The 24,422-nt window shown below is 29.3% G+C and carries 21 protein-coding genes; 10 read left to right on the top strand and 11 right to left on the bottom strand.

From position 1 onward, the window contains the following. Positions 1 to 137: 137 nt before the first annotated feature. From BHAMNSH16_RS08155 to BHAMNSH16_RS08110, 10 genes are all read right to left on the bottom strand, one after another. Positions 138 to 1,196, bottom strand: coding sequence for a pseudouridine synthase (locus tag BHAMNSH16_RS08155; protein WP_069732276.1), 1,059 nt, complete (start codon positions 1,194 to 1,196; stop codon positions 138 to 140). Between the two features lie 137 nt (positions 1,197 to 1,333). Further along, positions 1,334 to 2,914: a DNA polymerase III subunit gamma/tau gene (gene dnaX / locus BHAMNSH16_RS08150; protein ID WP_008730446.1), complete on the bottom strand. Its 1,581-nt coding sequence runs from the start codon at positions 2,912 to 2,914 to the stop codon at positions 1,334 to 1,336. Positions 2,915 to 2,993: 79 nt separating this feature from the next. Next, entirely contained in the window at positions 2,994 to 3,587 is a 594-nt protein-coding gene (locus tag BHAMNSH16_RS08145; protein ID WP_008730444.1) for a DUF1349 domain-containing protein, read from the bottom strand. 292 nt (positions 3,588 to 3,879) lie between these two features. Continuing rightward, a complete protein-coding gene (locus tag BHAMNSH16_RS08140) occupies positions 3,880 to 4,347 on the bottom strand; it encodes a V-type ATP synthase subunit K (protein ID WP_008721414.1) in 468 nt (155 codons plus the stop codon). Positions 4,348 to 4,402: 55 nt separating this feature from the next. Beyond that, positions 4,403 to 6,271, bottom strand: a complete 1,869-nt coding sequence (locus tag BHAMNSH16_RS08135; RefSeq protein WP_069732275.1) for a V-type ATP synthase subunit I — start codon at positions 6,269 to 6,271, stop codon at positions 4,403 to 4,405. Beyond that, positions 6,268 to 6,867 (bottom strand): V-type ATP synthase subunit D, encoded by a 600-nt coding sequence (locus BHAMNSH16_RS08130; protein ID WP_008721418.1) that lies wholly within the window; start codon positions 6,865 to 6,867, stop codon positions 6,268 to 6,270. The genes BHAMNSH16_RS08135 and BHAMNSH16_RS08130 overlap by 4 nt, the downstream gene beginning before the upstream one ends. 21 nt (positions 6,868 to 6,888) lie before the next feature. Further along, positions 6,889 to 8,211, bottom strand: a complete 1,323-nt coding sequence (locus BHAMNSH16_RS08125; protein ID WP_008730434.1) for a V-type ATP synthase subunit B — start codon at positions 8,209 to 8,211, stop codon at positions 6,889 to 6,891. Further along, on the bottom strand, positions 8,204 to 9,967 hold the full coding sequence (locus BHAMNSH16_RS08120; RefSeq protein ID WP_008730433.1) for a V-type ATP synthase subunit A: 1,764 nt from the start codon (positions 9,965 to 9,967) through the stop codon (positions 8,204 to 8,206). Before BHAMNSH16_RS08120 ends, BHAMNSH16_RS08125 begins: the two co-directional genes overlap by 8 nt. A gap of 13 nt (positions 9,968 to 9,980) precedes the next feature. Beyond that, entirely contained in the window at positions 9,981 to 10,820 is an 840-nt protein-coding gene (locus BHAMNSH16_RS08115; RefSeq protein WP_008730432.1) for a DUF2764 family protein, read from the bottom strand. Positions 10,821 to 10,831: 11 nt separating this feature from the next. Next, entirely contained in the window at positions 10,832 to 11,446 is a 615-nt protein-coding gene (locus BHAMNSH16_RS08110; protein ID WP_008730431.1) for a hypothetical protein, read from the bottom strand. Between the two features lie 1,003 nt (positions 11,447 to 12,449). On the opposite strand from BHAMNSH16_RS08110, the gene BHAMNSH16_RS08105 reads away from it, so the two are divergent. The 5 genes from BHAMNSH16_RS08105 to BHAMNSH16_RS08085 all read left to right on the top strand — a co-directional run bounded on the left by BHAMNSH16_RS08105 (position 12,450) and on the right by BHAMNSH16_RS08085 (position 18,793). After that, a complete protein-coding gene (locus BHAMNSH16_RS08105) occupies positions 12,450 to 13,595 on the top strand; it encodes an acyl-CoA dehydrogenase (RefSeq protein WP_008728376.1) in 1,146 nt (381 codons plus the stop codon). A 42-nt stretch (positions 13,596 to 13,637) separates the two neighbouring features. Beyond that, on the top strand, positions 13,638 to 14,423 hold the full coding sequence (locus BHAMNSH16_RS08100) for an electron transfer flavoprotein subunit beta/FixA family protein (protein ID WP_008728375.1): 786 nt from the start codon (positions 13,638 to 13,640) through the stop codon (positions 14,421 to 14,423). Positions 14,424 to 14,462: 39 nt separating this feature from the next. Continuing rightward, complete coding sequence (locus tag BHAMNSH16_RS08095; protein WP_069731763.1) at positions 14,463 to 15,482, top strand: electron transfer flavoprotein subunit alpha/FixB family protein; 1,020 nt, start codon at positions 14,463 to 14,465, stop codon at positions 15,480 to 15,482. A gap of 233 nt (positions 15,483 to 15,715) precedes the next feature. Continuing rightward, complete coding sequence (hpt, locus tag BHAMNSH16_RS08090) at positions 15,716 to 16,246, top strand: hypoxanthine phosphoribosyltransferase (RefSeq protein WP_008728374.1); 531 nt, start codon at positions 15,716 to 15,718, stop codon at positions 16,244 to 16,246. 1,098 nt (positions 16,247 to 17,344) lie between these two features. Then, positions 17,345 to 18,793: a nucleoside-diphosphate sugar epimerase/dehydratase gene (locus BHAMNSH16_RS08085; RefSeq protein WP_008729342.1), complete on the top strand. Its 1,449-nt coding sequence runs from the start codon at positions 17,345 to 17,347 to the stop codon at positions 18,791 to 18,793. 484 nt (positions 18,794 to 19,277) lie between these two features. Here the strand turns inward: BHAMNSH16_RS08085 and lepA are convergent, their stop codons facing one another. Next, on the bottom strand, positions 19,278 to 21,089 hold the full coding sequence (gene lepA, locus BHAMNSH16_RS08080; protein ID WP_008729341.1) for a translation elongation factor 4: 1,812 nt from the start codon (positions 21,087 to 21,089) through the stop codon (positions 19,278 to 19,280). Between the two features lie 184 nt (positions 21,090 to 21,273). Between lepA and BHAMNSH16_RS08075 the strand changes: the two genes are divergently transcribed. From BHAMNSH16_RS08075 to BHAMNSH16_RS14555, 5 genes are all read left to right on the top strand, one after another. Then, positions 21,274 to 22,044 (top strand): transporter substrate-binding domain-containing protein, encoded by a 771-nt coding sequence (locus BHAMNSH16_RS08075; RefSeq protein ID WP_069731764.1) that lies wholly within the window; start codon positions 21,274 to 21,276, stop codon positions 22,042 to 22,044. A 146-nt stretch (positions 22,045 to 22,190) separates the two neighbouring features. Further along, positions 22,191 to 22,613, top strand: coding sequence for a PTS sugar transporter subunit IIA (locus BHAMNSH16_RS08070; protein WP_069731765.1), 423 nt, complete (start codon positions 22,191 to 22,193; stop codon positions 22,611 to 22,613). A gap of 70 nt (positions 22,614 to 22,683) precedes the next feature. After that, on the top strand, positions 22,684 to 23,469 hold the full coding sequence (locus BHAMNSH16_RS08065; RefSeq protein WP_008732086.1) for an MgtC/SapB family protein: 786 nt from the start codon (positions 22,684 to 22,686) through the stop codon (positions 23,467 to 23,469). Next, positions 23,466 to 23,936: a hypothetical protein gene (locus BHAMNSH16_RS14560; protein WP_241033581.1), complete on the top strand. Its 471-nt coding sequence runs from the start codon at positions 23,466 to 23,468 to the stop codon at positions 23,934 to 23,936. Before BHAMNSH16_RS08065 ends, BHAMNSH16_RS14560 begins: the two co-directional genes overlap by 4 nt. Positions 23,937 to 23,946: 10 nt before the next feature. Next, a complete protein-coding gene (locus tag BHAMNSH16_RS14555; RefSeq protein ID WP_008732810.1) occupies positions 23,947 to 24,297 on the top strand; it encodes a hypothetical protein in 351 nt (116 codons plus the stop codon). Positions 24,298 to 24,422 lie beyond the last annotated feature (125 nt).

Below are 24,422 nucleotides of genomic sequence, written 5' to 3'. Positions count from 1 at the left end.
AAAAAAGCTAAAGGGTGGGAATATTTAATCAAAGTTTTAAAACTTAATTACATACCCCGCCCTTTTATATTTAAAGCTATATCTGCATTAAAAATTTTATTTATATAATATGCTGAATTAGAAAAAGCATACCCGCCCTAGCGTTTTTTAGGTTTAAAATCTGATTTCCTAATACTTTTTTTTAGTGATGATTTTTTTTTACCTACAGATCTTTCAGACAATTCAGACTTGCTATTTTTTTTCTGTATTTTAGCTTTATATGCAGAAGACTTTTTTGTAACTAATCTTTTTTTCTTAGGCTTAGCTTTAGCCCATTTAGATTTATCATGAACCTTAGTTTCTTTTTTATCATTATTTAAAACATTATCTTCATAATTTTCACTAGATATTTCATCTTCTATATCATCAGGAATATTTTCAAATATACTTTCAATATCTTTTAATTTTTTATCTTTTTGCTTAAAGAAGAAATCTATTTCTTTTTTTGTTAAATCCCTTATATGACCAGCCTCTAAAGTTCCGGAAACTTCATCGTATTTACTCACACATCCTACAGATATTCTCTCCAAATCTATAACTTTGTATCCAAGATAATCGAATATTTTTCTTATCTCTCTATTTTTTCCTTCATTGATAGTTAATCGTATTTTGCTTTGTATTCTTCCTTTTGATAATATTTTAAATTTAAAAGGCGAATATGAAACATTTTTAATAGTGATACCCTTGCTTGCATTCAAAAGAGCTTCAGAATCTATTTTTCCATTAACAGTAACATCATAAACTTTTAAAATCTCATAAGAAGGATGAGTAATAATATTAGCGAACTCTCCGTCATTAGTAATAATCATTATACCTCTTGATTCAGAGTCAAGCCTTCCTGCATAAAAAAGTCTTTCCTTAATGCCTTTGAAAAACTCTGTAATTATTCGTCTTCCAGGTAAATATTTTGTAGTGCTTACAACGCCTATAGGTTTATATAATGCCATATACCTTTTAGTCTGTCTTTTTATTAGTTCTCTGTCTATGGAAACAGAATCATCTTCTTTAACTCTATAAGCAGGATCAAGTATAACCTGATTATTCACCCGAACCCTGCCTGACATTATAGCCTTCTCGCAGTTTCTCCTGCTTGCAAAACCAGATTCTAATATCACTTTTACAAGCCTAACAGCTTCTTCATTTTGTTGCTTCTTCATAGTTTAATACTAGCCTTTGAATTTTATAAGTTTTATACTATACTGAAAAAATTTAAGTTTGTCAACTGCATATTATTTATTAGTATATTTGTGCATATAATTATTTGCTATATACAAAAATGATAATTATATCAAAATTATAAAGAACTTTCATCTACCTCTGTAGCCTGCAGTTTGCTCTTTAATTTATCTATCATGTTTCCTTCAACCGCTTTCTGAAACTGTATAGCCACATCTTTATTTTTAGTAAAATGAGGTATAGCCTTAGCCACCAAATCATTTATTCTTTTATCTGTCTGTGTCATATCATATATATGATCAGGAAGTGCAACTATTAAAACCGCTCCTTTACTTTCTATAGGATTTCCCTGAGATAATAAAGAGTATATAGTAGGACTTTCTGACTCTATAAATGAAAGTATTTTATTGTAGAATATGCGTCTTTTATCATTAGGATTTAAAGGCACATCATACTGAGGTTTAGGATGATTTACTGAAATATTATTATTGGTATTATTGCTAGTTATATTATTACTTACAGTTTCAAATCCATAATCTTCATTGACAGAAGAAGAAGCCTGCATATTAGAAGCTATTATATCAACAGGACGAATCAAATTATCAGTATTAAGTAAAAGAAGCATACGCATTTCAAATATAGTTCTAGGATTAGAGGCATTTCTTATACGCTCCTCTGTAAGTAATACATAATCAAGTATTCTCTCTATTTCATCATCGCTGTAATGATTAGCAAATACTTTTAAATCGTCTCTCTCATTTTCAGTAATCTCTAATAGCTTTGTATCATCAATACCGCTTTTTATCATAAGAACTACACGCATATATTCTATTATGCTGTTTATAAATGTTCTAGGGTCTACTGCATCTTCAAATAATTTTTTTACAAACTCAAAATAAGATTTTTTATTTTCAGACATTATAATATCAAAAAACTCTTTAACAAAAGAAAAATTATTTCCGCCCACAACAGCATTGACATCAGCACTAGTTATATACTTTTTATCGGTAGTGTAAGCTATCATCTTTTCAAGTATAGTTTCACTATCTCTTACAGAACCCCTAGCCTGCTTTGCTATTAAAAATATTGCCTCTTCATCATATTTAATATTTTCTTTATCAAGTATGCCTTTTAATATTTTCTCTAAATCTTCTATACCTAAAGATTTGAAAGTATACTGCTGACATCGGCTTCTTATAGTAGGAAGCACCCTGTCAGCCTCAGTAGTAGCAAGTATAAACACAACATGTGCAGGAGGCTCTTCCAAAGTTTTAAGGAGTGCATTAAAAGCCTCATTAGTTATCTGATGAACCTCATCTATAATATATACTTTGTATTTTCCAGCTACCGGAGATATACGAACATTTTCTATAATGCTTCTAATATTTTCTATACCTCTATTGCTTGCACCGTCAATTTCTATAACATCAAGAGGAGTTCCGTTTTCTATTTGAGTACATGACGGACAAACTCCGCATGGCTTATCAGTAGGACCATTAACACAGTTTAAGGCTTTAGCTATAATCCTAGCAAGAGAAGTTTTACCAACACCATGAGCCCCTGAAAATAGATATGCATGTGCGATCTTTTTTTGTGCTATACTTTTTGAGATAGTTTTTGTTATATGCTCCTGACCTATAACCTCTTCAAAAGTTTGAGGACGGTATTTTCTTGCTATTACTTTATAGTTTTCTGCCATATTTATAGTGTTCCATTAATTTATTTTTTGTATTATTTTAACTAATTTATTTTAACAGACTATATTTATTTGTCAATTTTTATTTATGCTCATGCCATTTGCATTCTGTTATATACATATCAGTAAATACTGCCTTAAAAGACGACTCTTCAGGACTGCAGGCATATATTCCAAATGGGATTTCATCATCAGCTTTAAATAAATGAAATATTCTCATCTGTTTGAAATTTTCTCCGTCCTCGCTGTATTCTATTAAAAAATCACTTTCTCTTCTGCTTAGCCTGTAATACATCTCTTTTATAAAAGCAGATATATCCTGAGTAGCCCAATCGGAATATCCGTTATTTGTAACAACACTTCCCAAACGCTGATAATTTTCATTCTCATATTCTATAGAAGCCTTAAACCAATTATCACTGTCTATATATATTATAACACCGCACTGATCAAAACGGCGTTTGCTTTCAAATATAGTTTTTACTGTGAAAGAAAAATATTTATCTTTTGTTTTTGTCTGAAGTATTGGAGCATTGTCATTTCTAAAACCATAATATGTTCGCTGCCATAAGTCTGTATTAGACTCTGTATATATTTCTATTTTTTTATCATCAATTAATATATTTTTAGGTTCTCTAATCCAAAATAAATTCTCTTTTAAAAATTCTTTATGCATGTTTTATACTCTAAATAAAAATAAAATATAACATGATTATATATCTTATTTTATTAGAATTCAATAATTAATAATCATCATATATTTTTCGTTTTTACTATTTAAAATAGTTTTATAATCTCAGAAATATATTGTACATAAATTGATATTTTTTAAATACTAAAAAAGTTACATACATTGAAAAAATAATAGATTCACTTAAAAAATAAATTAAACAATTAAAATAAAAAATCCGTAAGAGTATATTATTACTCCTACGGATTTCTATTTATTTACTTTTATTAATTATTAATTAAGCACCTAAAACACCACTGATTAAGAATGCAGTAGCGAAAGAAACGATAGCGTAAAGTTCTGGGAATACAGCAACGATGATAGTGTTACCAAATACATCGTAACCATTACCTATAGCTTCAACACCGTTAGCACAAACTTTACCTTGGAATATAGCAGAAACCATACAAGCTAAACCAACAGCAATACCAGCACCTAATATAGCAGCACCTTGGAATATGCTTATATCAGCAGTCAAATAAGGCTGCATAATGAAGAAAGCAGCAAAACCATAAAGACCTTGAGTACCAGGCAAAGCACTTAAAACAAGACAGCTACCAAAAGCATCTTTATTTTTCTTTAAAGCACCAACTGTAGTCATAGCAGAAATAGAAGTACCAACCGCACTACCAATACCAGACATACCTACCATTAATCCTGCACCTAAATATCCTAATAAAAGTGCTGTGTTCATTGTAAAACCCATAATAAAATCTCCTTTTTAGATTATTTTCTTTTTTAATTATTTTTTATATAAACTATTAAGCCGCTTTTTTGAGAGGCTTATACTCTTTTCCGCCGCCTTCAAAACCAACATTGTTATAGAACTCTACAAATGTTAATCTTAAAGGGTGTACCAAAGCACCAAGTATGTTTAGTAAGAATATAGCAATATGACCTACTACAAGGAATACTACCATTATCACTACACCAACACCCGGAATAGCTTTGAAACTCATACCTATTTGATTTATTACCAATGCCAATATAGAACCTGAAGCACCTAAAGCAAACAAACGAATATAAGAAAGTGTATCACCCATTATACCAGTTGCCGCGAAATAAACGCCAAGTATAGAGTTTAATACATCAGGTTTTTTACCAACATTAGAAAGTATCACTAAGAATACCAAACCAACAACTATTAAAGCATAATATATAGTGCTGAATTGTTTAATCACTTCCATTTTCTGCATATCGCCCAAGAACCATAAAACAAGTCCCGGTATAAATAGAAGTTTACCAATAGCACCAAGTATATCTCCTATAGGGCTAGTTTTAATTCTGTCTATAACGCCTACTAATAAAGCAAAACATATATGAAGAACTCCTATAAGTAATGCTGTATTAAATGGTGTTAAGAACCAATTTTCTTTAATATCAGTAATTATCAAATATTTACTTAAAGCAGCAAATAAAGGTATCTGAGTATTAGAAGGTATGCTTACACCAAAGAAACTTCCTCCATTTATAACACCCATAATAGTAGTACATATACCTAATGTTAAAGCAAGTATGCCTACTCCCCTTAATTGTCCCTTTAATACTGTAAATAAACCTATCAAAGCTACTATAGTCAATACCAAACCATAACCTGAATCACCGAAACAATAAGCAAAGAATAAAGGATAGAAAACCGCTATCATAGGAGTTAAATCTATCTCAAAATAATTCGGTAATTGGAATAGTTTTGTAATAAGCTCATAAGCACCTGAATATTTATTGTTTTTAAGTTCAACAGGTACTTTATCATCTTTACTAGGATCTTCTAATATATAAGCTATTTTTTTGCTGTCTAATAAAGATTTTACTTCGCTTTCTTTATCTTTAGGTACATAGGCTTCTACATAAAGTATTTTACCTTCAGTACCTTCGCTGGCTATAAAACTCTCTTTAGCCTCTTCAAAATTATTTTGTATATTGAGATTATCTATTTCTTTATTAATAGCTTCTATATATACTTGATTTTTAATAATAGCTGTTTCATTATTTTCAATTTCTTTATCAAGTTTAGCTATTTTTTCATTTATCTCATCATAAGATTGACTAGGCATATTAATAATATCAAAAGGAATAGTCTCTTCGCTTCCGTCTTTTTTGAAAGCAACAAAATAAACCTTTCCAGCTTCCTCTTTAATAGGATAAGTGAATATATCTTTAACTTCAGAAAAATTAAAGTCATTATATTCTTTAGCATTAGCACTATAGAATACAACATCATATCCGATTTTTTCTTTTAAGCTATGAACTTTATCAAAACTGAAATTACCGAAAGGAGCAACTATAGCCAATTCTTTTTTGCAATTATCTCTTTCAGCTTTCAATTTATCAGAAGCCTGAGAAATATTAATAACATCTTCTACTACTTCTGATGCTTTTTTAGAAGTATTTTCAGCTTTAACATTGGAAACATCTTTTTTAGCTTTTTTAGCATCAGCCAAAGCATTGTTAATAATAGTTTTAGCTCTTGAAGCATCATTCTTTTTAGCGGATATATTATCTATATTTTCACTAGAAACACCGCTTGCAATTTCTATATGCACAAGCCCAAGAGATGCTAAATCATTTAAAGTTTTTTCCTTATCCTCATGAAAGACAAAGAGAGAGAGTTTCTTCATTTTTCTAATCATAAAGACGCCTCCTTAGCTCTGTTTCTTTCTTTAACTATTTTTTGAGAAGACTTACTTAAATTATCTTCGTCTTCCATATACCTTTTAATCTTGATTATAGCAGTTTTATATTCTGGGATTTGAACTTTCTCATAAAGGTTAACTTTCTGAGTAGTTTTTTTCCTAGCATAAGCTAAAGCATTAAGTCTAGCCTCAGTCATTTCAATTTTTACTTGAATAGTCATAAGGCGTTCAAACATGCTTATAGCAAGTCTAATCCAAGAAGGCATATTAAAAAGGCTGACATTTTCGATAGCGAAGTCTATATCAGATAGTATAGAAACTTTAACACCCGCAATGTTTTTTAATTCTGAATTGATTTTTTTGATTTTTACTATCTCTGGGAAATCAGTCCAAAATCCATTGTAGTTTTGATTTTCTTTAACTAATTTTTGATATTCTTCTTTAAGTAATTCAATCTCAGCGGTAATCTTTCTCACCTCAAGACGAAGAGCTGCCTCTTTACTTTTCAAAGTAGGCAATGCTTTCTCACGAATAGTAAGCTGGCGTCTTAGGTTTTGAAGAGCCGTTTTATTGTATTGAAACTTTAATGCCATATTTTTACCTACTTTTTTAAATTAGTTTGACCATTTACCGTATTTTTCTGCCAATGATTCTTTTACACCAACTTCTGCTTTACTGAAATATTTACCCATCAATTCCCAGCCTGTTTCCAACATCTCATCAATTTTTATGTTAATATCTATAGCAAGTAATCTTTCAGAATATTCAGCAGCATATTTCAAACATCTTTCATCGTATTCTGTCAAGTCGAAACCGTTTTCTTTTTTCATTTTAGCATTAGCAGCATCTGAATAAAGACGAACCAAAGTGTTCATTACAGCAGGGTGATCTTCTCTAGTTTTCTTACCTATAACAAGCTGTTTCAAACGAGAAAGGCTTCTGAATGGGTCAATAATTGTTTTACCTATATCAGAGTCTCTTCTTAAATAAAGCTGACCTTCAGTGATGTAACCAGTGTTGTCTGGTACAGCATGAGTAATATCCCCTTCATTAAGAGTAGTAACAGCAATAATAGTAATAGAACCTCCGTCTGGGAACTGAGCTGCTTTTTCATATATTTTAGCAAGGTCAGAATATAAAGAACCCGGCATAGAATCTTTAGAAGGGATTTGATCCATTTTGTTGGATACTATAGCCAAAGCATCGGCATAAAGAGTCATGTCTGTAAGAAGAACAAGAACTTTCTCTTTTTTCTCAACTGCGAAATATTCAGCAGCGGTACAAGCCATATCCGGAATCAAAAGTCTTTCTACAGGAGGGTCATCAGTAGTATTGATGAAACATATAATTTTATCTAAAGCTCCGGCTTCAGTAAATGTATTTTTAAATGATAAATAGTCATCGTTAGAAAGTCCCATACCGCCAAGTATGATTTTATCAGCTTCAGCTCTCAATGCTACCTGAGCAAGAACTGCGTTGTAAGGCTGATCTGGGTCTGCGAAGAACGGTATTTTCTGTCCTGTAACAAGAGTATTGTTAAGGTCAATACCGGCAATACCTGTAGCAATAAGTTCAGAAGGCTGTTTTCTTCTAACAGGGTTTACAGAAGGTCCTCCGATTTCTACTTCTTTACCTTCAACTTCAGCACCGCCGTCAATAGGCTCGCCGTAAGCATTAAAGAATCTTCCTGCAAGAAGTTCGCTTACTTTAAGTCTAGGAGGTCTGCCTAAGAATACTACTTCAGCATTAGTAGGTATGCCTTCAGTACCTTGGAAAACCTGAAGTGTAACAATATCTCCAATCATTTTTACAACCTGAGCAGGTCTTCCTGCTACAAGAGCCATTTCATCGTTGCCGACATTTTCTGCTCTTAAAGATACAGTTGCTTTAGTAATCTGTACTAATTTTGTATATACTTTTTGAAATGCTTTAGGCATGTGTTATACTCCTTTCAGCAAATATTGATTCCATCTCAGCTGTGTATTTTTTATGATCATCAGACTGATATACAGAATAGTTCATCTGTTTGAAAGCGTTGATAAGTCTTTTGAAATAAGTACCTACTTCGCTGTAATCATCAAATCTGTAATCAGCTTCTACAACTTTCATAACTTGATTTAATAATTCTTTTTGTCTTTCTATAGGGCAGTTTTTATCTACTTTATCGAAAGCATCTTGCTGTAATAATACAAAGTCTATAAGCTCAGCTTTCCATAAACGCTGATGGTATTCAAGAGGTACTGCGTCATCACCAAGAATGCTTATTTGGTCATTAGCTTCCTGTCCTCTTCTAGCAATATCTTTAGCTCTAGTTACTTTATCAGCCCATCCTTTTTCTATATTAGTATCTGAGAATTCTATGAACTCTGGATACTCAATATATTTAGAATAAGAATCTAATGGGTCAACAGCAGGATATCTTTTACTGTCGGCACGTTTTTGTGATAAAGCGTAGAAACATCTAGCTGCTTTACGAGTAGATTCTGTTACAGGCTCTTTCAAGTTACCGCCTGCAGGAGATACTGTACCTATGAATGTAATAGAACCTGTTTCTCCGTTATTTAAGTATACGAAACCTGCTCTGGCATAGAAACTAGAAATAATAGCAGGCAAGTCAATAGGGAACGCGTCTGGACCAGGTAATTCCTCAAGACGGTTAGACATCTCTCTTAAAGCCTGAGCCCAACGAGAAGTAGAGTCGGCAAGAAGAAGAACTTTAAGTCCCATTGATCTGTAATATTCAGCAATAGTCATACCTACATAAACTGAAGCTTCACGGGCAGCAACCGGCATGTTTGAAGTGTTACAGATGATAGTAGTTCTTTCCATCAAACTTCTTCCTGTTCTTGGGTCTATAAGTTCTGGGAACTCAGTAAATATTTCTACTACCTCATTAGCCCTTTCACCGCATGCTGTCATTATAATCAAGTCGGCATTTGCGTTAGTAGCCAAAGCGTGCTGCAATACTGTTTTACCTGCACCGAATGGTCCCGGAATAAATCCTGTACCGCCTTCAGTAATAGGATTGAAAGTATCTATAGTTCTAACACCAGTTTCCAATAATTTAAATGGTCTTGGTTTTTCTTTATATGCTTTAATAGTAAGTTTTACAGGCCAAGTTTGTACCATAGTTACATTAACTTTTTCACCATTAGAAGTTTTTATAACAGCTAATGTGTCCTGTAAATGATAAGTTCCTGCTGAAGCTACGCTTTCAACAGTGCCTTTGCCTTGAAATTTGAAAGGAACCATTATTTTATGGTCAATCCAACCTTCTTTAACAGCACCTATCCAGTCGCCTGCAGCTACTTCTTCTCCAACTTTAGCTATCGGAGTAAAGTCATAAGTTGATTCTTTATCTTCAGAAAGATCATTATATTTACCTCTTTCTAAGAATACGCCTTGTAATTTGTCAAGGTCATTTTGAAGTCCGTCAAAGTTTTTACCTAAAAGTCCAGGTCCTAATTCAATCTCTAACATTGAACCGGTAAACTCTACGGCATCACCTAATTTTACACCCCTAGTAGATTCAAATACCTGAGCACTAGCACTAGTACCTGATATTTTAATAACCTCAGCCATAAGTTTCGCATTACCGCAAGATACATAACATATCTCGTTTTGTGAAACAGGACCGTCTACCTCTATTGAAATTAGGTTTGATATAATAGCAGTTACTTTACCTTTAGTCATTTCTATCTCCTAATTAATTATACACAGACGCCTTTTCTTTCAAAGAACCTATTAGCGTCTCTAAATGTTTCTTACCTTCCTCTTCATTCCTTCCGTTTATACTAACAGCATAAGTGAGATTTATATAATAAGCAAAAACATTATCTGTTGTGAAAGATTTTATAGAAGTTAATCTGTCTAAAAATTCTCTTACCAAAGAACATTCTATGTTTTCCATATTATACGGATCTGCTTTATCTGATGAATTGAATGTTTCAATAATAGTATTGATATATGGTATCTCTCTGCCTACTCCGAAATCTGAAGCTGTTGATTTTGTCAATGCTGATATCAAAGAATAATCTCCTATAAGCTCTTTCGCTATAGCATCGCTTGAAAAACCTAAAGCTCTTCCATTTAAGGCAGCAAGAACATTTTTCATATCTCTCATAAATAAAGCATAATTTTTTATAAATGAATTACCATTTTGTATCATCTCTTCATAATACAAATTTAAAAGAGTATTTTCTATATGTCTCGCATTTTCCCATTCAATATTCTTACTGTCCTCTAAAAACTTACTCATATACAATGGTAAATTTGATATACTTGCATATTTCTGCATCTCTTCTTTACTGAATATTGATGGTTCTATATGTTCTATATAAGGAGTAAATAATCCCTTTTGTTTTGCTATAGCACTTACTAAATTTTTATTATCATTTTGATAAATAAGATACTTAAAAAATTTAGAATCTTTAGCATTTAAACTAGATAATATGCTTTGAGTAATTTCATTAATATCATACTTAGCCTTAGCATCAGAAAGTTTCACTTCTGGAAGACCTGAGATAAGATAATAATATGATCCCATACTCACCCCTCTTATTTACTAAAAATCACTTCTTCCGTTTTTGCTTTTATATAATCACTGAAAAACTCTACGAAATCTTCATCTGTAAACTGAAGCTGATAATTACCGCCTTCAGGAACAATTTTGAAACCATTAGATAATTTCTTATCAAAATTAATATCAGCATTTTTTATAGCTGCTTTTATAGATTTCTCAAAAGATGCATCTATATCTGATTTCTTTGATTCTGGGAAATATACTGTTACATCTGAATCAGTTGAATTAATATCCCATTTTTTCACCACTTCAAGAATTAAATCTTTTAAGAATGAAGTATCTGCAAAAGCTCCTTTCAAGCCTTCTTCTAATACTTTAGCAGTTACTAAATCCTTTATTCTTTGTTTTAAAACACTGATTGACTGCTCGCCTGCCATACGAACATCTGTTATTGTATTTTTCTTTAGCTCTTCTGACTTTCTTTCTGCCTCTTTTATAATTTCTTCCGATTTTGCTTCTGCTTCTTTTATAATTCTGTCAGCTTCGCTTTTAGCATTTGAGATTATTTCATCAGCTTTTTTGTTGGATTTTTCAACACCGTCTTGATATATGCGTTCAAGAAGGGAGTCTAATTTTTTCTCTTCAGCCATAATAACTCCTTGACTTTTTTATAAATTGATTTATAGAAATTTTAAAATTTTCTCCAAAAACACTATCTTTATAGTCTATCAGTATTTTGAAAAAAATCAAGCAAAATAAATATAAATATACCATAATATCTTATTCTTGATATATAGGATATATAGGTACTATTTTTTTAGTTAAAATACATTTACAAACATATTTTAACAATAACTAATAATAAAATAATACTATAAATAATATTAAAAATTATTATTAAAGTTTAAAGCATACTAATAGTCTAATTTTATTAAATTACTTTATTATATTATTACCAATTTGATACAAAATTTTTTTTTACAATTTATTAAAAAATTCAATTTTTTTACTTAATTATTTAATAAAAAATATTTCAAATTTATAAATAATTTGTAAAGAAAATAGCAAAATATTTTAAACTAAATCTATAAAATAAAAAATATATATTAATAATAATATTTTATAAAAAGACTAAATATAATATGACAAAATAATATATAATATATAAATATTAAAGCTTACTAAAAAATACTTAGTATATTATTTATAATTCATATAATGAATTTATACTCAAAATAAAAATTTATTCCCGTATATAATTAAACAATATTATATAAGAATTATTTTAAATATTACAAGTAACACTATATAGAGTTTAATTATCACTTAAAATAGTATATATTAAATAAATATTGTATAAAACAAGTATAGCTAATAGTTCAAGTTTAATTCTGTATATATAGACGCATAGATAAAAAAGTTCTATGAGCTTATTAATCTATAATTAGCCATATAAAAATCTGATGAAACTTGAGGAAATATAATGATGTTATAATACATTATTTGTGAGTTTTGTGTATTTTTAGTTTTAATATTAAAGAAAAAGTTATTTTTTATCATATTATATCTTATTATATTGTATTTATGATTTGATTTTTAATAAAAAATATATTATATTTTACTTAAAGATTATTAGTAGGAGGATTTTAGAGAATGGAATTTAATTTGTCTAAAACACATCAACTTTTCAGACAAATGATCAGAGAATTTGCTGAAAAAGAAGTAAAACCTTTAGCTGCAGAAGTTGACGAGGAAGAAAGATTCCCTGTTGAAACTGTAAAAAAAATGTCCGAAATAGGACTTATGGGAATACCTATTCCTAAAGAATACGGCGGTGCAGGCGGAGACAACATAATGTATGCTATGGCGGTTGAAGAATTATCAAGAGTTTGCGGAACTACAGGTGTTATTCTTTCTGCTCACACTTCTCTTGGAACTTGGCCTATATTACAATTCGGTACTGATGCACAAAAACAAAAATATATTCCTAAACTAGCTAGCGGAGAATGGCTTGGTGCATTCGGACTTACTGAACCAAATGCAGGTACTGATGCAGCAGGTCAGCAAACAACAGCTGTATTAGATGAAGCTACTCAGGAATGGGTTCTTAATGGTTCAAAAATATTCATCACAAACTCTGGATATGCAAATGTGTATGTTATATTTGCTATGACTGATAAATCTAAAGGATTAAAAGGTATTTCTGCTTTCATTGTAGAATCAACTGCTCCTGGATTTAGCGTTGGTAAAAAAGAGAAAAAATTAGGTATTAGAGGTTCTGCTACTTGCGAATTAATATTTGAAAATGCAAGAATACCAAAAGATAACCTATTAGGTGAATTAGGTAAAGGATTTAAAATTGCTATGATGACTCTTGACGGAGGAAGAATAGGTATTGCTTCTCAGGCATTGGGTATTGCTCAAGGTGCTCTTGATGAAACTGTAGCTTATGTTAAAGAAAGAAAACAGTTCGGAAGAACTATAGCTAATTTCCAAAACACTCAATTCCAATTAGCTAACCTTGAAGTAAAAGTAGAAGCTTCAAGACTTCTAGTGTACAAAGCAGCTTGGAAAGAAAGCAATCATCTTCCATATTCTGTAGATGCCGCAAGAGCTAAACTATTCGCAGCTGAAACTGCAATGGAAGTTACAACTAAAGCTGTTCAGCTTCATGGCGGATACGGATATACTAGAGAATATCCTGTTGAAAGAATGATGAGAGACGCTAAGATTACAGAAATCTATGAAGGTACTTCAGAAGTTCAAAGAATGGTAATAGCAGGAAGTCTTTTAAAATAAGATAATTAGTTTAGTAAATAAAATATTTATGGAGGAATATAAATGAAAATCATAGTTTGTGTAAAACAGGTTCCAGATACAACTGAAATTAGACTTGACCCTGTTAAAGGTACATTAATAAGAGATGGTGTTCCTAGTATAATGAACCCTGACGATAAAGCCGGATTAGAAGAAGCTTTAAAATTAAAAGATAAATATGGTGCTCATGTTACAGTAATAACAATGGGACCTCCTCAAGCTGAAGCTATATTAAGAGAAGCTTTTGCTATGGGAGCTGACAGAGCTATTCTTATAACTGATAGAAAATTCGGAGGTGCTGATACTCTGGCTACTTCTAATACATTAGCTGCTGCTTTAAGAACTTTAGAATATGATCTTATTATCTCTGGAAGACAAGCTATAGACGGTGATACTGCTCAAGTTGGTCCGCAAACAGCTGAACACCTAGAAATACCTCAGATTTCTTATGCTAAAGAAATACAATATAATGAAGCTGATAAATCATTAACTGTAAAAAGAATGGTAGAAGACGGATACTATTTGTTAAATGTTCAATTACCTGCTCTAATTACTGTATTATCAGAAGCTAACAGCCCTAGATACATGAGAGTTAAAGGAATAGTGGAAGCATATGACAAAGAAGTTGAAATATGGTCTTCTGAAACTATAAAAATTGATCCTTCATTGATAGGTCTTACTGGATCTCCTACTAAAGTAAAAAAATCATTTACTAAAGGAGCTAAACAAGCTGGTAAAGTATTTGAAGTTGATACTAAAGAAGCTGTTAATATCATAATTGAAAAATTAAAAGAAAAATTTGTTATTTAATTTTAATTAACAAAGAACCTTAGAAAAAGGAGATAGATAATGAATTTAAGTGATTATAAAGGAATATTAGTATTTGCAGAGCAAAGAGACGGTGTAATTCAAAACGTAGGTTTAGAATTAATCGGAGAAGCAAAAAAACTTGCTGTTAAATTAAATTCACCTGTAACAGTGGCTTTAATAGGACATAAAGTAGAAGGTTTAGCTCAAACTTTAGTTGAATATGGTGCTGATAAAGTAGTAATTGTTGACAATGAACTTTTAAAACAGTACGATACTGAAGCTTATGCTCAGGCATTATCAGCAATAATAAATGCTAAAAAACCGGAAATAGTATTATTAGGTGCAACTACTTTAGGAAGAGACTTAGCTCCTAGAGTATCTTCAAGACTTGCTACAGGTCTTACTGCTGACTGTACAAAATTAGAAATAGATGATGAAACTAAAGTATTCGGAATGACTAGACCTGCATTCGGCGGTAACTTGATGGCTACTATTGTATGTCCGGATCATAGACCGCAAATGGCTACTGTAAGACCTGGTGTTATGCAGAAATTAGCTAAAGAAGAAGGAAAAAAAGGTGAAGTTGAAGTATTACCTTTAACAATAGACACTTCTAAAATGAAAGTTAAAATCTTAGATATAGTAAAAGAAACTTCTAAAAAAATTGATATTACAGAAGCTAAAATATTGGTATCTGGCGGTAGAGGTGTAGGTTCTAAAGAAAACTTCAAAAATCTTGAAGCTGTAGCTTCTAAAATAGGTGCAACAGTTTCAGGTTCAAGAGCTGCAGTAGATGCTGGATATATAGAACAGGCTAGACAAGTAGGTCAAACAGGTAAAACAGTAAGACCTAATATATACTTCGCTTGCGGTATCTCTGGTGCTATTCAGCACATGGCTGGTATGGAAGAATCAGAATACATCATTGCTATAAACAAAGATAAAGATGCTCCTATGTTTGGAATAGCTGATTTAGGTATAGTAGGCGATGTGAATAAAGTACTTCCTCTATTAGCTGAAGAATTAGCAAAAGCAATAGAAGCTAAAAAAGCTAAGTAAGTAAATAATTTAGATTATTATTTATTTTATTAAAAATAGAGCCAATGGATAAAATTGATTATCTATTGGCTCTATAATTATATATAGATTTTATTTTTTGTTAAATATTGAATTATTAAAATACATTTTCAAAAAAAATTATAATTATTAAAAAAATGCATAGTATAAATATATTTTTAATTAAATTATTATTTATATACGATAATATATAAAAAATTACTAAGGGATAATTCATGAAAAAAGATGATCATATATCAAAAATACTTATATCAGAAGAAGATATAAATAATAAAGTTAAAGAATTAGCAGAACAAATTTCTAATGATCTTAAGGATAAAGAAAATATACCATGCATTATAGGACTTTTAAAAGGTTCTTTTATATTCATTGCTGATTTATCTAGGCATATTGATGTGCCTGTAGAAATTGATTTTATGATAGTATCAAGTTACGGAAACAATAAAATAGGTTCTGAAATTAAAATACTTAAAGATGTTGATATACCTCTCACAGGAAGAGATGTTATCATAGTAGAAGATATAATAGACACAGGATACACTTTAGAAAAAATATGCGAAGTATTAAAAACCAGAAATATTGCTTCTCTTAAAATATGCACACTTTTAAATAAGCCTTCAAGAAGAAAAGTTGATATAAAAATAGACTATAACGGTTTTGATATAGAAGATGAGTTTGTTGTAGGCTACGGAATTGACTATGCTCAGAAATACAGAAATCTTCCCTACATTGGAGTAGTTGAATAACCGCACGGAGAGTAAAATTTTTAATCTAAAACAATTTGAAATTATAATTTGAATCATAAATAAAAATTTATTAACCGTGCGTTTAATAAATACTAACTCTAATAAAAACTTGGGCGGGTGCTAATAGATGTTATTTAAATCATAAAACAGTATTAAACTAAAATCCAAAGTAAAATAACAAACTCTAAAGGGCGGGGAATGAGAATAAATTTTTTGACTTTTACTAATTCCCACTCTTTAGGCTTATTATTTTAATCTGCAATTATAATTTTTAACTTTCTTTATTATTTAAAAAGAATTTTTAAAAAACCACCCAAAATGCAATTAAGGTTATTACTTTTTTAACACACGCAGAACCAATTTTTAAACATAGTAAAAATTATATTACTAATTAATTTATATTTTAGAATTTTGTTTACCGTGCGATGAATATACTACAAATTTATAAGACACTTGGGCGGGTGCTAATAGATGTTATTTAAATCATAAAACAGTATCAAACTAAAATCCAAAGTAAAATAACAAACTCTAAAGGGCGGGAATTTAGAAAAAGTTTTTAAATTTTTTGCTTTATCATAATCCCCACCCTATAGGCTTTTTAATTTATTTTCAGATTTAAATTTTTTACTTATTTATAACCTAATTATCATTTTTTAGATGCCCACCCTAGTGTTATTTAAATTTGATGTCTAATTACCGCACGCATAATGAAATTAAAAATATAAAGTTATTTTGCAATTCAAATTTTTATTATATTATAAATTTTGCTTACCGTGCGTCAAACCAATTTTAATAAAAACTTGGGTAGTAGCTGAAATTCTAATATAAACTTATAAATATTAAATAAATTATTGAATGATATAAATAAAGTTTTAAAATTACTTGAAACAGAAATATTGAATTAACAGAATATAAAGAAAGATATATTTTTTAGAATTGTTATAATTTTTATATTATATTTTTGAAAGATTTAAATTATGTGTATTTTTAACTAAAAACTTTTTCTAAAATAAACAATATATAATAAAATCCTTGTATAATAAACAAAAAAAATATATACTATAACTCTATTTATATATGTATTTTAGGTTTTAAGTAATGAACAAGAAAAATATAGTTATAATAGGAGCAGGAAACGCCGGTGAGACTCTTGCATCTGAAATACTAACCTCTGATGATAATAACGAATATAATATACTTTGCTTTTTAGATGATGATATAAATAAAAAAGAAGTAAATATTAAAAATCATTCTATAAAAGTTAAAGGCAAAGTAAAAGACATAGAAAATATAATAAAAGAATACAAAAGTAATAATACCGATATAGAAGAAATTATTATTGCAATACCAACTCTCAAACAAAAAGAACTGCTTGAAATACTTGATATAATATATCCTACAGGAATAAGATATAAAATACTTCCCGGATTTTTTGAAATAATAAAGGGAAATGCCTCTATAAAAGATATAAGAAATATTGAACCTTCAGACTTACTTGGAAGAGAAGAGATTGGTTTTGATGAAAAAGAAATATCGGCATACTATAAGGATAAAACTATATTGGTTACAGGAGGCGGAGGATCTATCGGAAGCGAACTTGTAAGGCAATTAATTACTCTTCCTGTAAAAAAAGTTATGGCTTTGGATAATTCTGAAAGTGCCGTTCATAATCTCATAATGTCTTTGAATGACAGAAACAATGAAAAACATAAACACAAATTTATGTATATAATATCAAATGTACGAGACTATGTTAAAGTTGATAAAATCTTAAAAGAAGAAAAACCAGATATAATTTTTCATGCAGCCGCTCATAAACATCTTCCTTTTATGGAAAGCTACCCTGAAGAAGCTATTAAAAATAATATACTAGCAACAGAAAATATAGCAACACTTGCCATTAAAAATAATATAAAGAACTTTGTATTCATATCAACTGATAAAGCAGTTCGTCCTACTTCATTAATGGGAGCAAGCAAAAGAATATGCGAAAGAATGATAATGTCATTGTCGCATGAACAAAATAATACAGCATTCAAAATAACAAGATTTGGTAATGTTTTAGGAAGCAGCGGAAGTGTTATACCTGTATTTGAAAAGCAGATTAGAGAAGGCAAGGCATTAACAGTAACGCACCCTGAAATGGTAAGATTTTTTATGTCTATAAGGGAAGCTGCAAGACTTGTAATTAAAGCCTGTACTTTGAATGACGGAATAATATTTACTTTAGATATGGGAAAGCCTGTTAAGATTTTAGATTTGGCTAAAAACATGCTTAAAATGTACGGACTTACAGAAAAAGATATTCCGATAATATTTACAGGAATCAGAGAAGGTGAAAAACTTTACGAAGAAATTTTAATGGATGATGAAACTTTAATACCTTCACAATACCAAAAATTATTCATAGCAAAAGATCCTGTTAAATGCTTAACTCCGGAAGAAAGAAAAGTCATGATTGATGCTTTTGATATAGCTTCACTTGATGCTGATAAAGAAACTATAAAAATGCTTATGCATAAATATATAGAAGAATATACAGGATAATTTTCTTTATTAATAAATTGGATACTTCATATATTCAAATACCGCACGGTTAGCAAAATTTAAAATATAAAAAATATTGAAATTGTAATTTAAACAATAAATAAAAAATCATATACCGTGCGTTAAATTTAATTATTACTTGGGCTGGCATTAACTTTTCAGTATTAGTTTTAAAAAAACAAAAATATAAATTTTATAATAAAATATTAAAATATAAAGGGCTGGGTATGTAATTCAAGTTTTAAATTTATTTACACTCCCCACCCTATATGCTTTATAGTTTTTATTTGAAATTTATATTTTTTATTTTCTTATTGTTATATTAGAAATTACAGCACCCACCCAAGTTTTTTTTAATTTTTGAATTTTATTCACCGCACGGTTTATGAAATCTAAAATAAAAAAATATTAGAATCATAATTTAAATTAAAAAATAAAAATATGTTTACCGTGCGTTAAAAAATCAAATAAATTTATTTTAAAATTATTTATTATTATCATCAGTTTTAAGTACGCTTATGAATGCATCCTGAGGTATCTCTACGCTTCCGATGGCTTTCATTCGTTTTTTACCTTCTTTTTGTTTTTCAAGAAGTTTTCTTTTTCTTGTGATATCTCCTCCATAACATTTGGCTGTAACATTTTTTCTTAAAGCACTAATGTTTTCTCGTGCTATAATACGCCCGCCTATTGCTGCCTGTAATGGAATCTGAAACATATGTTTGGGAATGAGATGTTTTAATTTTTCTATGATTTGTCTTCCGCGGCTTTCGGCATTGCTTCTATGTGCCATAAATGATAAAGCGTCTACCACTTCACCATGAACAAGTATATCTATTTTTTCTATTTGGCTTTCTCTGAAGTCTGAAAAATCATAATCAAATGAAGCATATCCTCTTGATATGGATTTTAATTTGTCATAAAAGTCATATACTACTTCTATTAAAGGCAAATCAAATTTAATTTCTGCTCTTTTATCATCTAAATAATTTAATGATGTCTGAGTACCTCTTCTGTCTATACAAAGGGAAATAATATTACCTAAATAATCGGTAGGCACTATTATAAGAGCATTTATAAAAGGTTCATAACATTTTTCTATATACTGTGCTGTAGGAAAATCTGCAGGGTTATCAATAATTTTCTCTTCGCCGTTTGTGAGTTTTAATTTTACCTCTACAGAAGGGCTGGTTATTACAAGATTGAGATTAAACTCTCTTTCAAGTCTTTCCTGCACAATCTCCAAATGTAAAAGTCCTAAAAATCCGCATCTGTATCCGAAACCCAAAGCTATAGAGCGTTCTGGATCATACACTAAAGAAGCATCATTTAATTTTAATTTTTCTAATGCCTTCTGAAGACTTGTATAATCTTCATCTTCAGCTGGAAATATGCCGGCAAATACCATAGGAAGAACTTCTTTATATCCTATTAAAGGCTCATCAGAAGGATTTTCTTCAAGCGTTATAGTATCTCCTATTTTTATGTCAGATATATTTTTAATGCCTGCAATAATGTATCCTACCTCTCCGCTTTTAAGTTCATTAGCTGATTTAAGTCCAAGTAAAAGTGTACCGCATTCTTCAACTTCATACTCTGCTTTAGTTTCCATTAAAAGAAGTTTATCATTCTTTTTTATAGAGCCGTCAAATATTCTCACTATCATAACAGCACCGCGGAAAGGATCATAATAAGAATCAAATATCAATGCTCTAGTTTTTTTACCCGTATTATCTTTTGGTGCGGGTATCATCTTAACAACCGCTTCAAGTATTTCATCAATACCTATATCATTTTTAGCACTTGCAAGCACAACATCATCTTTATTAACGCCAAACTCTTTTTCCATCTGTTCTTTACAAAGCTCAATATTGGCAGCAGGTAAATCTATTTTATTAATAACAGGTACAATCTCCAAATTATTTTCAAAGGCAAGATAAAAGTTAGAAATAGTCTGAGCTTCTACCCCCTGAGCAGCATCCACCACTAATATAGCACCTTCGCATGCGGCAAGTGAACGGGAAACCTCATAATTAAAATCAACATGACCTGGAGTGTCTATCAAATTAAGAGTATATACCTCTCCGTCTTTAGCCTCATAAGAAAGTTTTACAGCTTGGCTTTTTATAGTTATTCCTCTCTCTCTTTCTATATCCATAGAGTCTAATATTTGGGCTTTCATCTCTCTGCTTGATACTGCCTTGGTATGCTCTATAATTCTGTCGGCTAATGTACTTTTACCATGGTCAACATGTGCTATAATACAAAAATTTCTAATTTTTTCAGCGTATGACATTTATTAAAATATATCCTTATTATTAAAATTGATTGATATTAAAAATATTATGCTTTTATATTGATGATATATTATAATATAGGGAGTTCGTTTTTGCAAATGTTTTTTATTAATGTAAAATTGCTTGACTTTTTCATGCAATTAATTATCTTTTATATAAATGATAAATTTTTTGGAATAAAAATTGAAAAATATATTATTAATATCATTATGCATTATTTTATTTGTATCCTGTACTAATTCAACTAGTAAGTACGAAAATTTTACCAACAATGAAGAGTATATTAAAAATTCAGCAATAAATGTAGGAATATATGTTTATGATTATCCTTTCGGATACATGTCTAATGGAAATATTGGCGGATTTGATTATGATTTAATGAAAGAAATATCAAAAATATCAGGATCTAATATGAATTTTATTCCTATGCGTTTTGAAGAACTTATACCTGCTTTAGAATCTAAAAAAATAGATATGATTATAGCAGGAATGAGTGTAACAGAAGAAAGAAAAAAATATCTTACATTTTCTGATAAATATTATACATCAAGTCAGGCCGTATTAGTAAGAGCAGATAATGAATCAATAAAGACAGAAGAAGATTTAATAGGGAAAAAAGTAGGTGTTATAAGAGATACTGTAGCCGATAATATGATTTCTGCAAAAGATGGAATAGAAATAGAAAGATTCGACACAGGAAGCAGTATAATACTATCATTAAAAGTTGGAAATATGGATGCTGCTGTTTTTGATAAAGAAACATGTAAGCATTTTCTTAGCTATGATAAAAGTATAAAACTTGTAAATACAATAAAATACCCTCAAGAAGATTATGCCATAGCTTTCAGAAAAGAAGAAAATATATTTATAAACGAAGTAAATAAGGCTATATCACAAATAATGACTAACGGATTCTATGAGATGTTAGTGAAAAAGTATTTAGGTACTAATTAATAAATAATCATATATTTAATATAATGTAAAATTACTATATACAAAATGTTTTATAAGTAAATTTTTTTCTAATAAAACTTGAATAATACAAAACAATTATTATATTTATAATATAAAGGTAATAAACTGTGAATGGAGTATTGATTATGAAACCTAATTTAATATTAATGGGTCATGGCAATTTAGCATCCACATTTATTGAATCTGCCAAAATTATACTAGGTGATTTATCAGATTATGATGTAATAAATTTGCAGGCAGATAATACTTTCTCCCAGATAGAAAGTCAATTAAAAGAATTATTGGAAAAATACAAAAATAATAAAATTTTAATAATGACAGATCTATATGGAGGAACTCCTTTCAATATAGCTAGCAGATTTTATAGAAAGAATGATAATATCTGTTTAATAAGCGGAATGAATTTAGATATGGTATTGGAATATTTTTCTTCTGACCTTGATTATAACACAAAAAAATTCATAGATGAAATTATAAGCGTTTCAAAAGATTCCATAGCATTGTATTCAAAAAATGAATTTGAAATATATGCTGATATAGATATATAAACTGTAATTATTAGTGTTTTTTTCGATAATATTAATGTTTATATAATACTTATTATTTGGATATTATTTTATGTTTACAGAATATATTAAGCATGTATTAGGAAACTTTAGTATTTTAGAAATAACAACAAGAATCTTAGTTGCATATATTATGGGTATATTTATAGGCTGGGAAAGAGAACAGCATAAAAAGCCTATAGGAAGCCGAACTACAAGCATTGTTTGTATGGGAGCAGCACTTTTATCCTGCTATGAAGAAGTATTTGCAAGTGCTATAATATTAGAAAATACCGAACTAGCTAAATTAGGAACAGAGTTTCTGAGTAAAGTACCAGATTATAACAGAATATCGGCACAAATAGTTTCAGGAATCGGTTTTTTAGGTGCAGGAATGATCATACAAAATAGAGGGAAACTTCATGGTATAACTACTGCAGCTATAGTCTGGGTTACTGCATGTATAGGAATAGTAATAGGATCGGGACAATGGGTGCTATCTACTATAGGATGTATATGTATATTTTTAAGCACTTCTATATATAGATTTTTTATACCATATTACATATCAAATAAAAAAAGAGCTATAGTATATCTAATTGAACATTCTTCAAAGATAGATTTTGAAACTGAATTAAGTGAATTTGGAATAAGGCTTATTAATTTAGAGATAGTAGGATGGAAAGAAAATACTAATAAAACTACGCCTAATATTATTAGTAAAATAAATATATTTGTACCTAAATTAGATTATAAAAACATAGAAAATATTTTTATAAGTTTAAATATAAAGCCTTTAAAAATGCTTCATAACATGAAAGAAAAGGTTGATTTTGATAGTATTGAAGAACTATTATGAATATATGCATAGAAAATCTAAAAATAGATAATTATCATTTAAAAGAAAAAATAGTACAAATATCGCCTATCACTATATTCTCTAATAAAGATATTAATTTGGTAAATTTAATTTGGTATATAAACAATTTCCATTTTTTTGATTTCTATAGAATAAATGATTATGAATTATTATCTATAAGTAAAATAATAAGTGCAATAATGGAAAATGATAAATATAATGGAAATATTGATAATAATACTATATTAGAATGTATTGACTTTCTAAATATAATACTAGAATATTCAAAAGAAGAAATCATTTCTAAAATATTTAAAAAACATAGCAGTAATGACATAGAAAGAATTTATTTAAAACTAAATTATGATGTTGAAATTAATATTAATTCACACTTTGAGTCGTATGATATAATTAATATTATTTTCACATACAAACTCAGCAAGAGTTCTTTTCAGCAGAAAGATTGATATTTTTTTTATGGTTCTTGAAAACATATTCAAGATATTGATTAATAACAACATATTAAATACTTTATATATACATGATTTTAAGAATATTGATTTAGTAAATGCTGATAAAAAAAATATGCCTGAAATGGATTTTATATTTAAATTAAATGAAATATCTCAAAAAGAGGATATTAAAAGAATAAATAATAAATTGGATTTAATAAAAACATTCATAAAGTATTATAATCATAATATAATAATAAATTATCTTGAAGATAATGAGCTATTAGATATAATTGTAAATAATTTTAATAAAAGAAATTTTATATTAGTAACCAATAATGAAGAGAGATTACATAGTTTAATTCAAAAACAATAATTAACGCACGGTAAACAAAATTTATAATATAATAAAATTTGAATTGCAAACAAATTTATATTTTTAACTTCATTCTGCGTGCGGAGTCGAAAGCAATAAATTTAAAAAATCTTGGGTGGGCAGCT

The organism is Brachyspira hampsonii (assembly GCF_002214805.1).
GTDB lineage: Bacteria > Spirochaetota > Brachyspiria > Brachyspirales > Brachyspiraceae > Brachyspira > Brachyspira hampsonii.
This window is presented reverse-complemented; position numbering and strand designations above follow the sequence as displayed.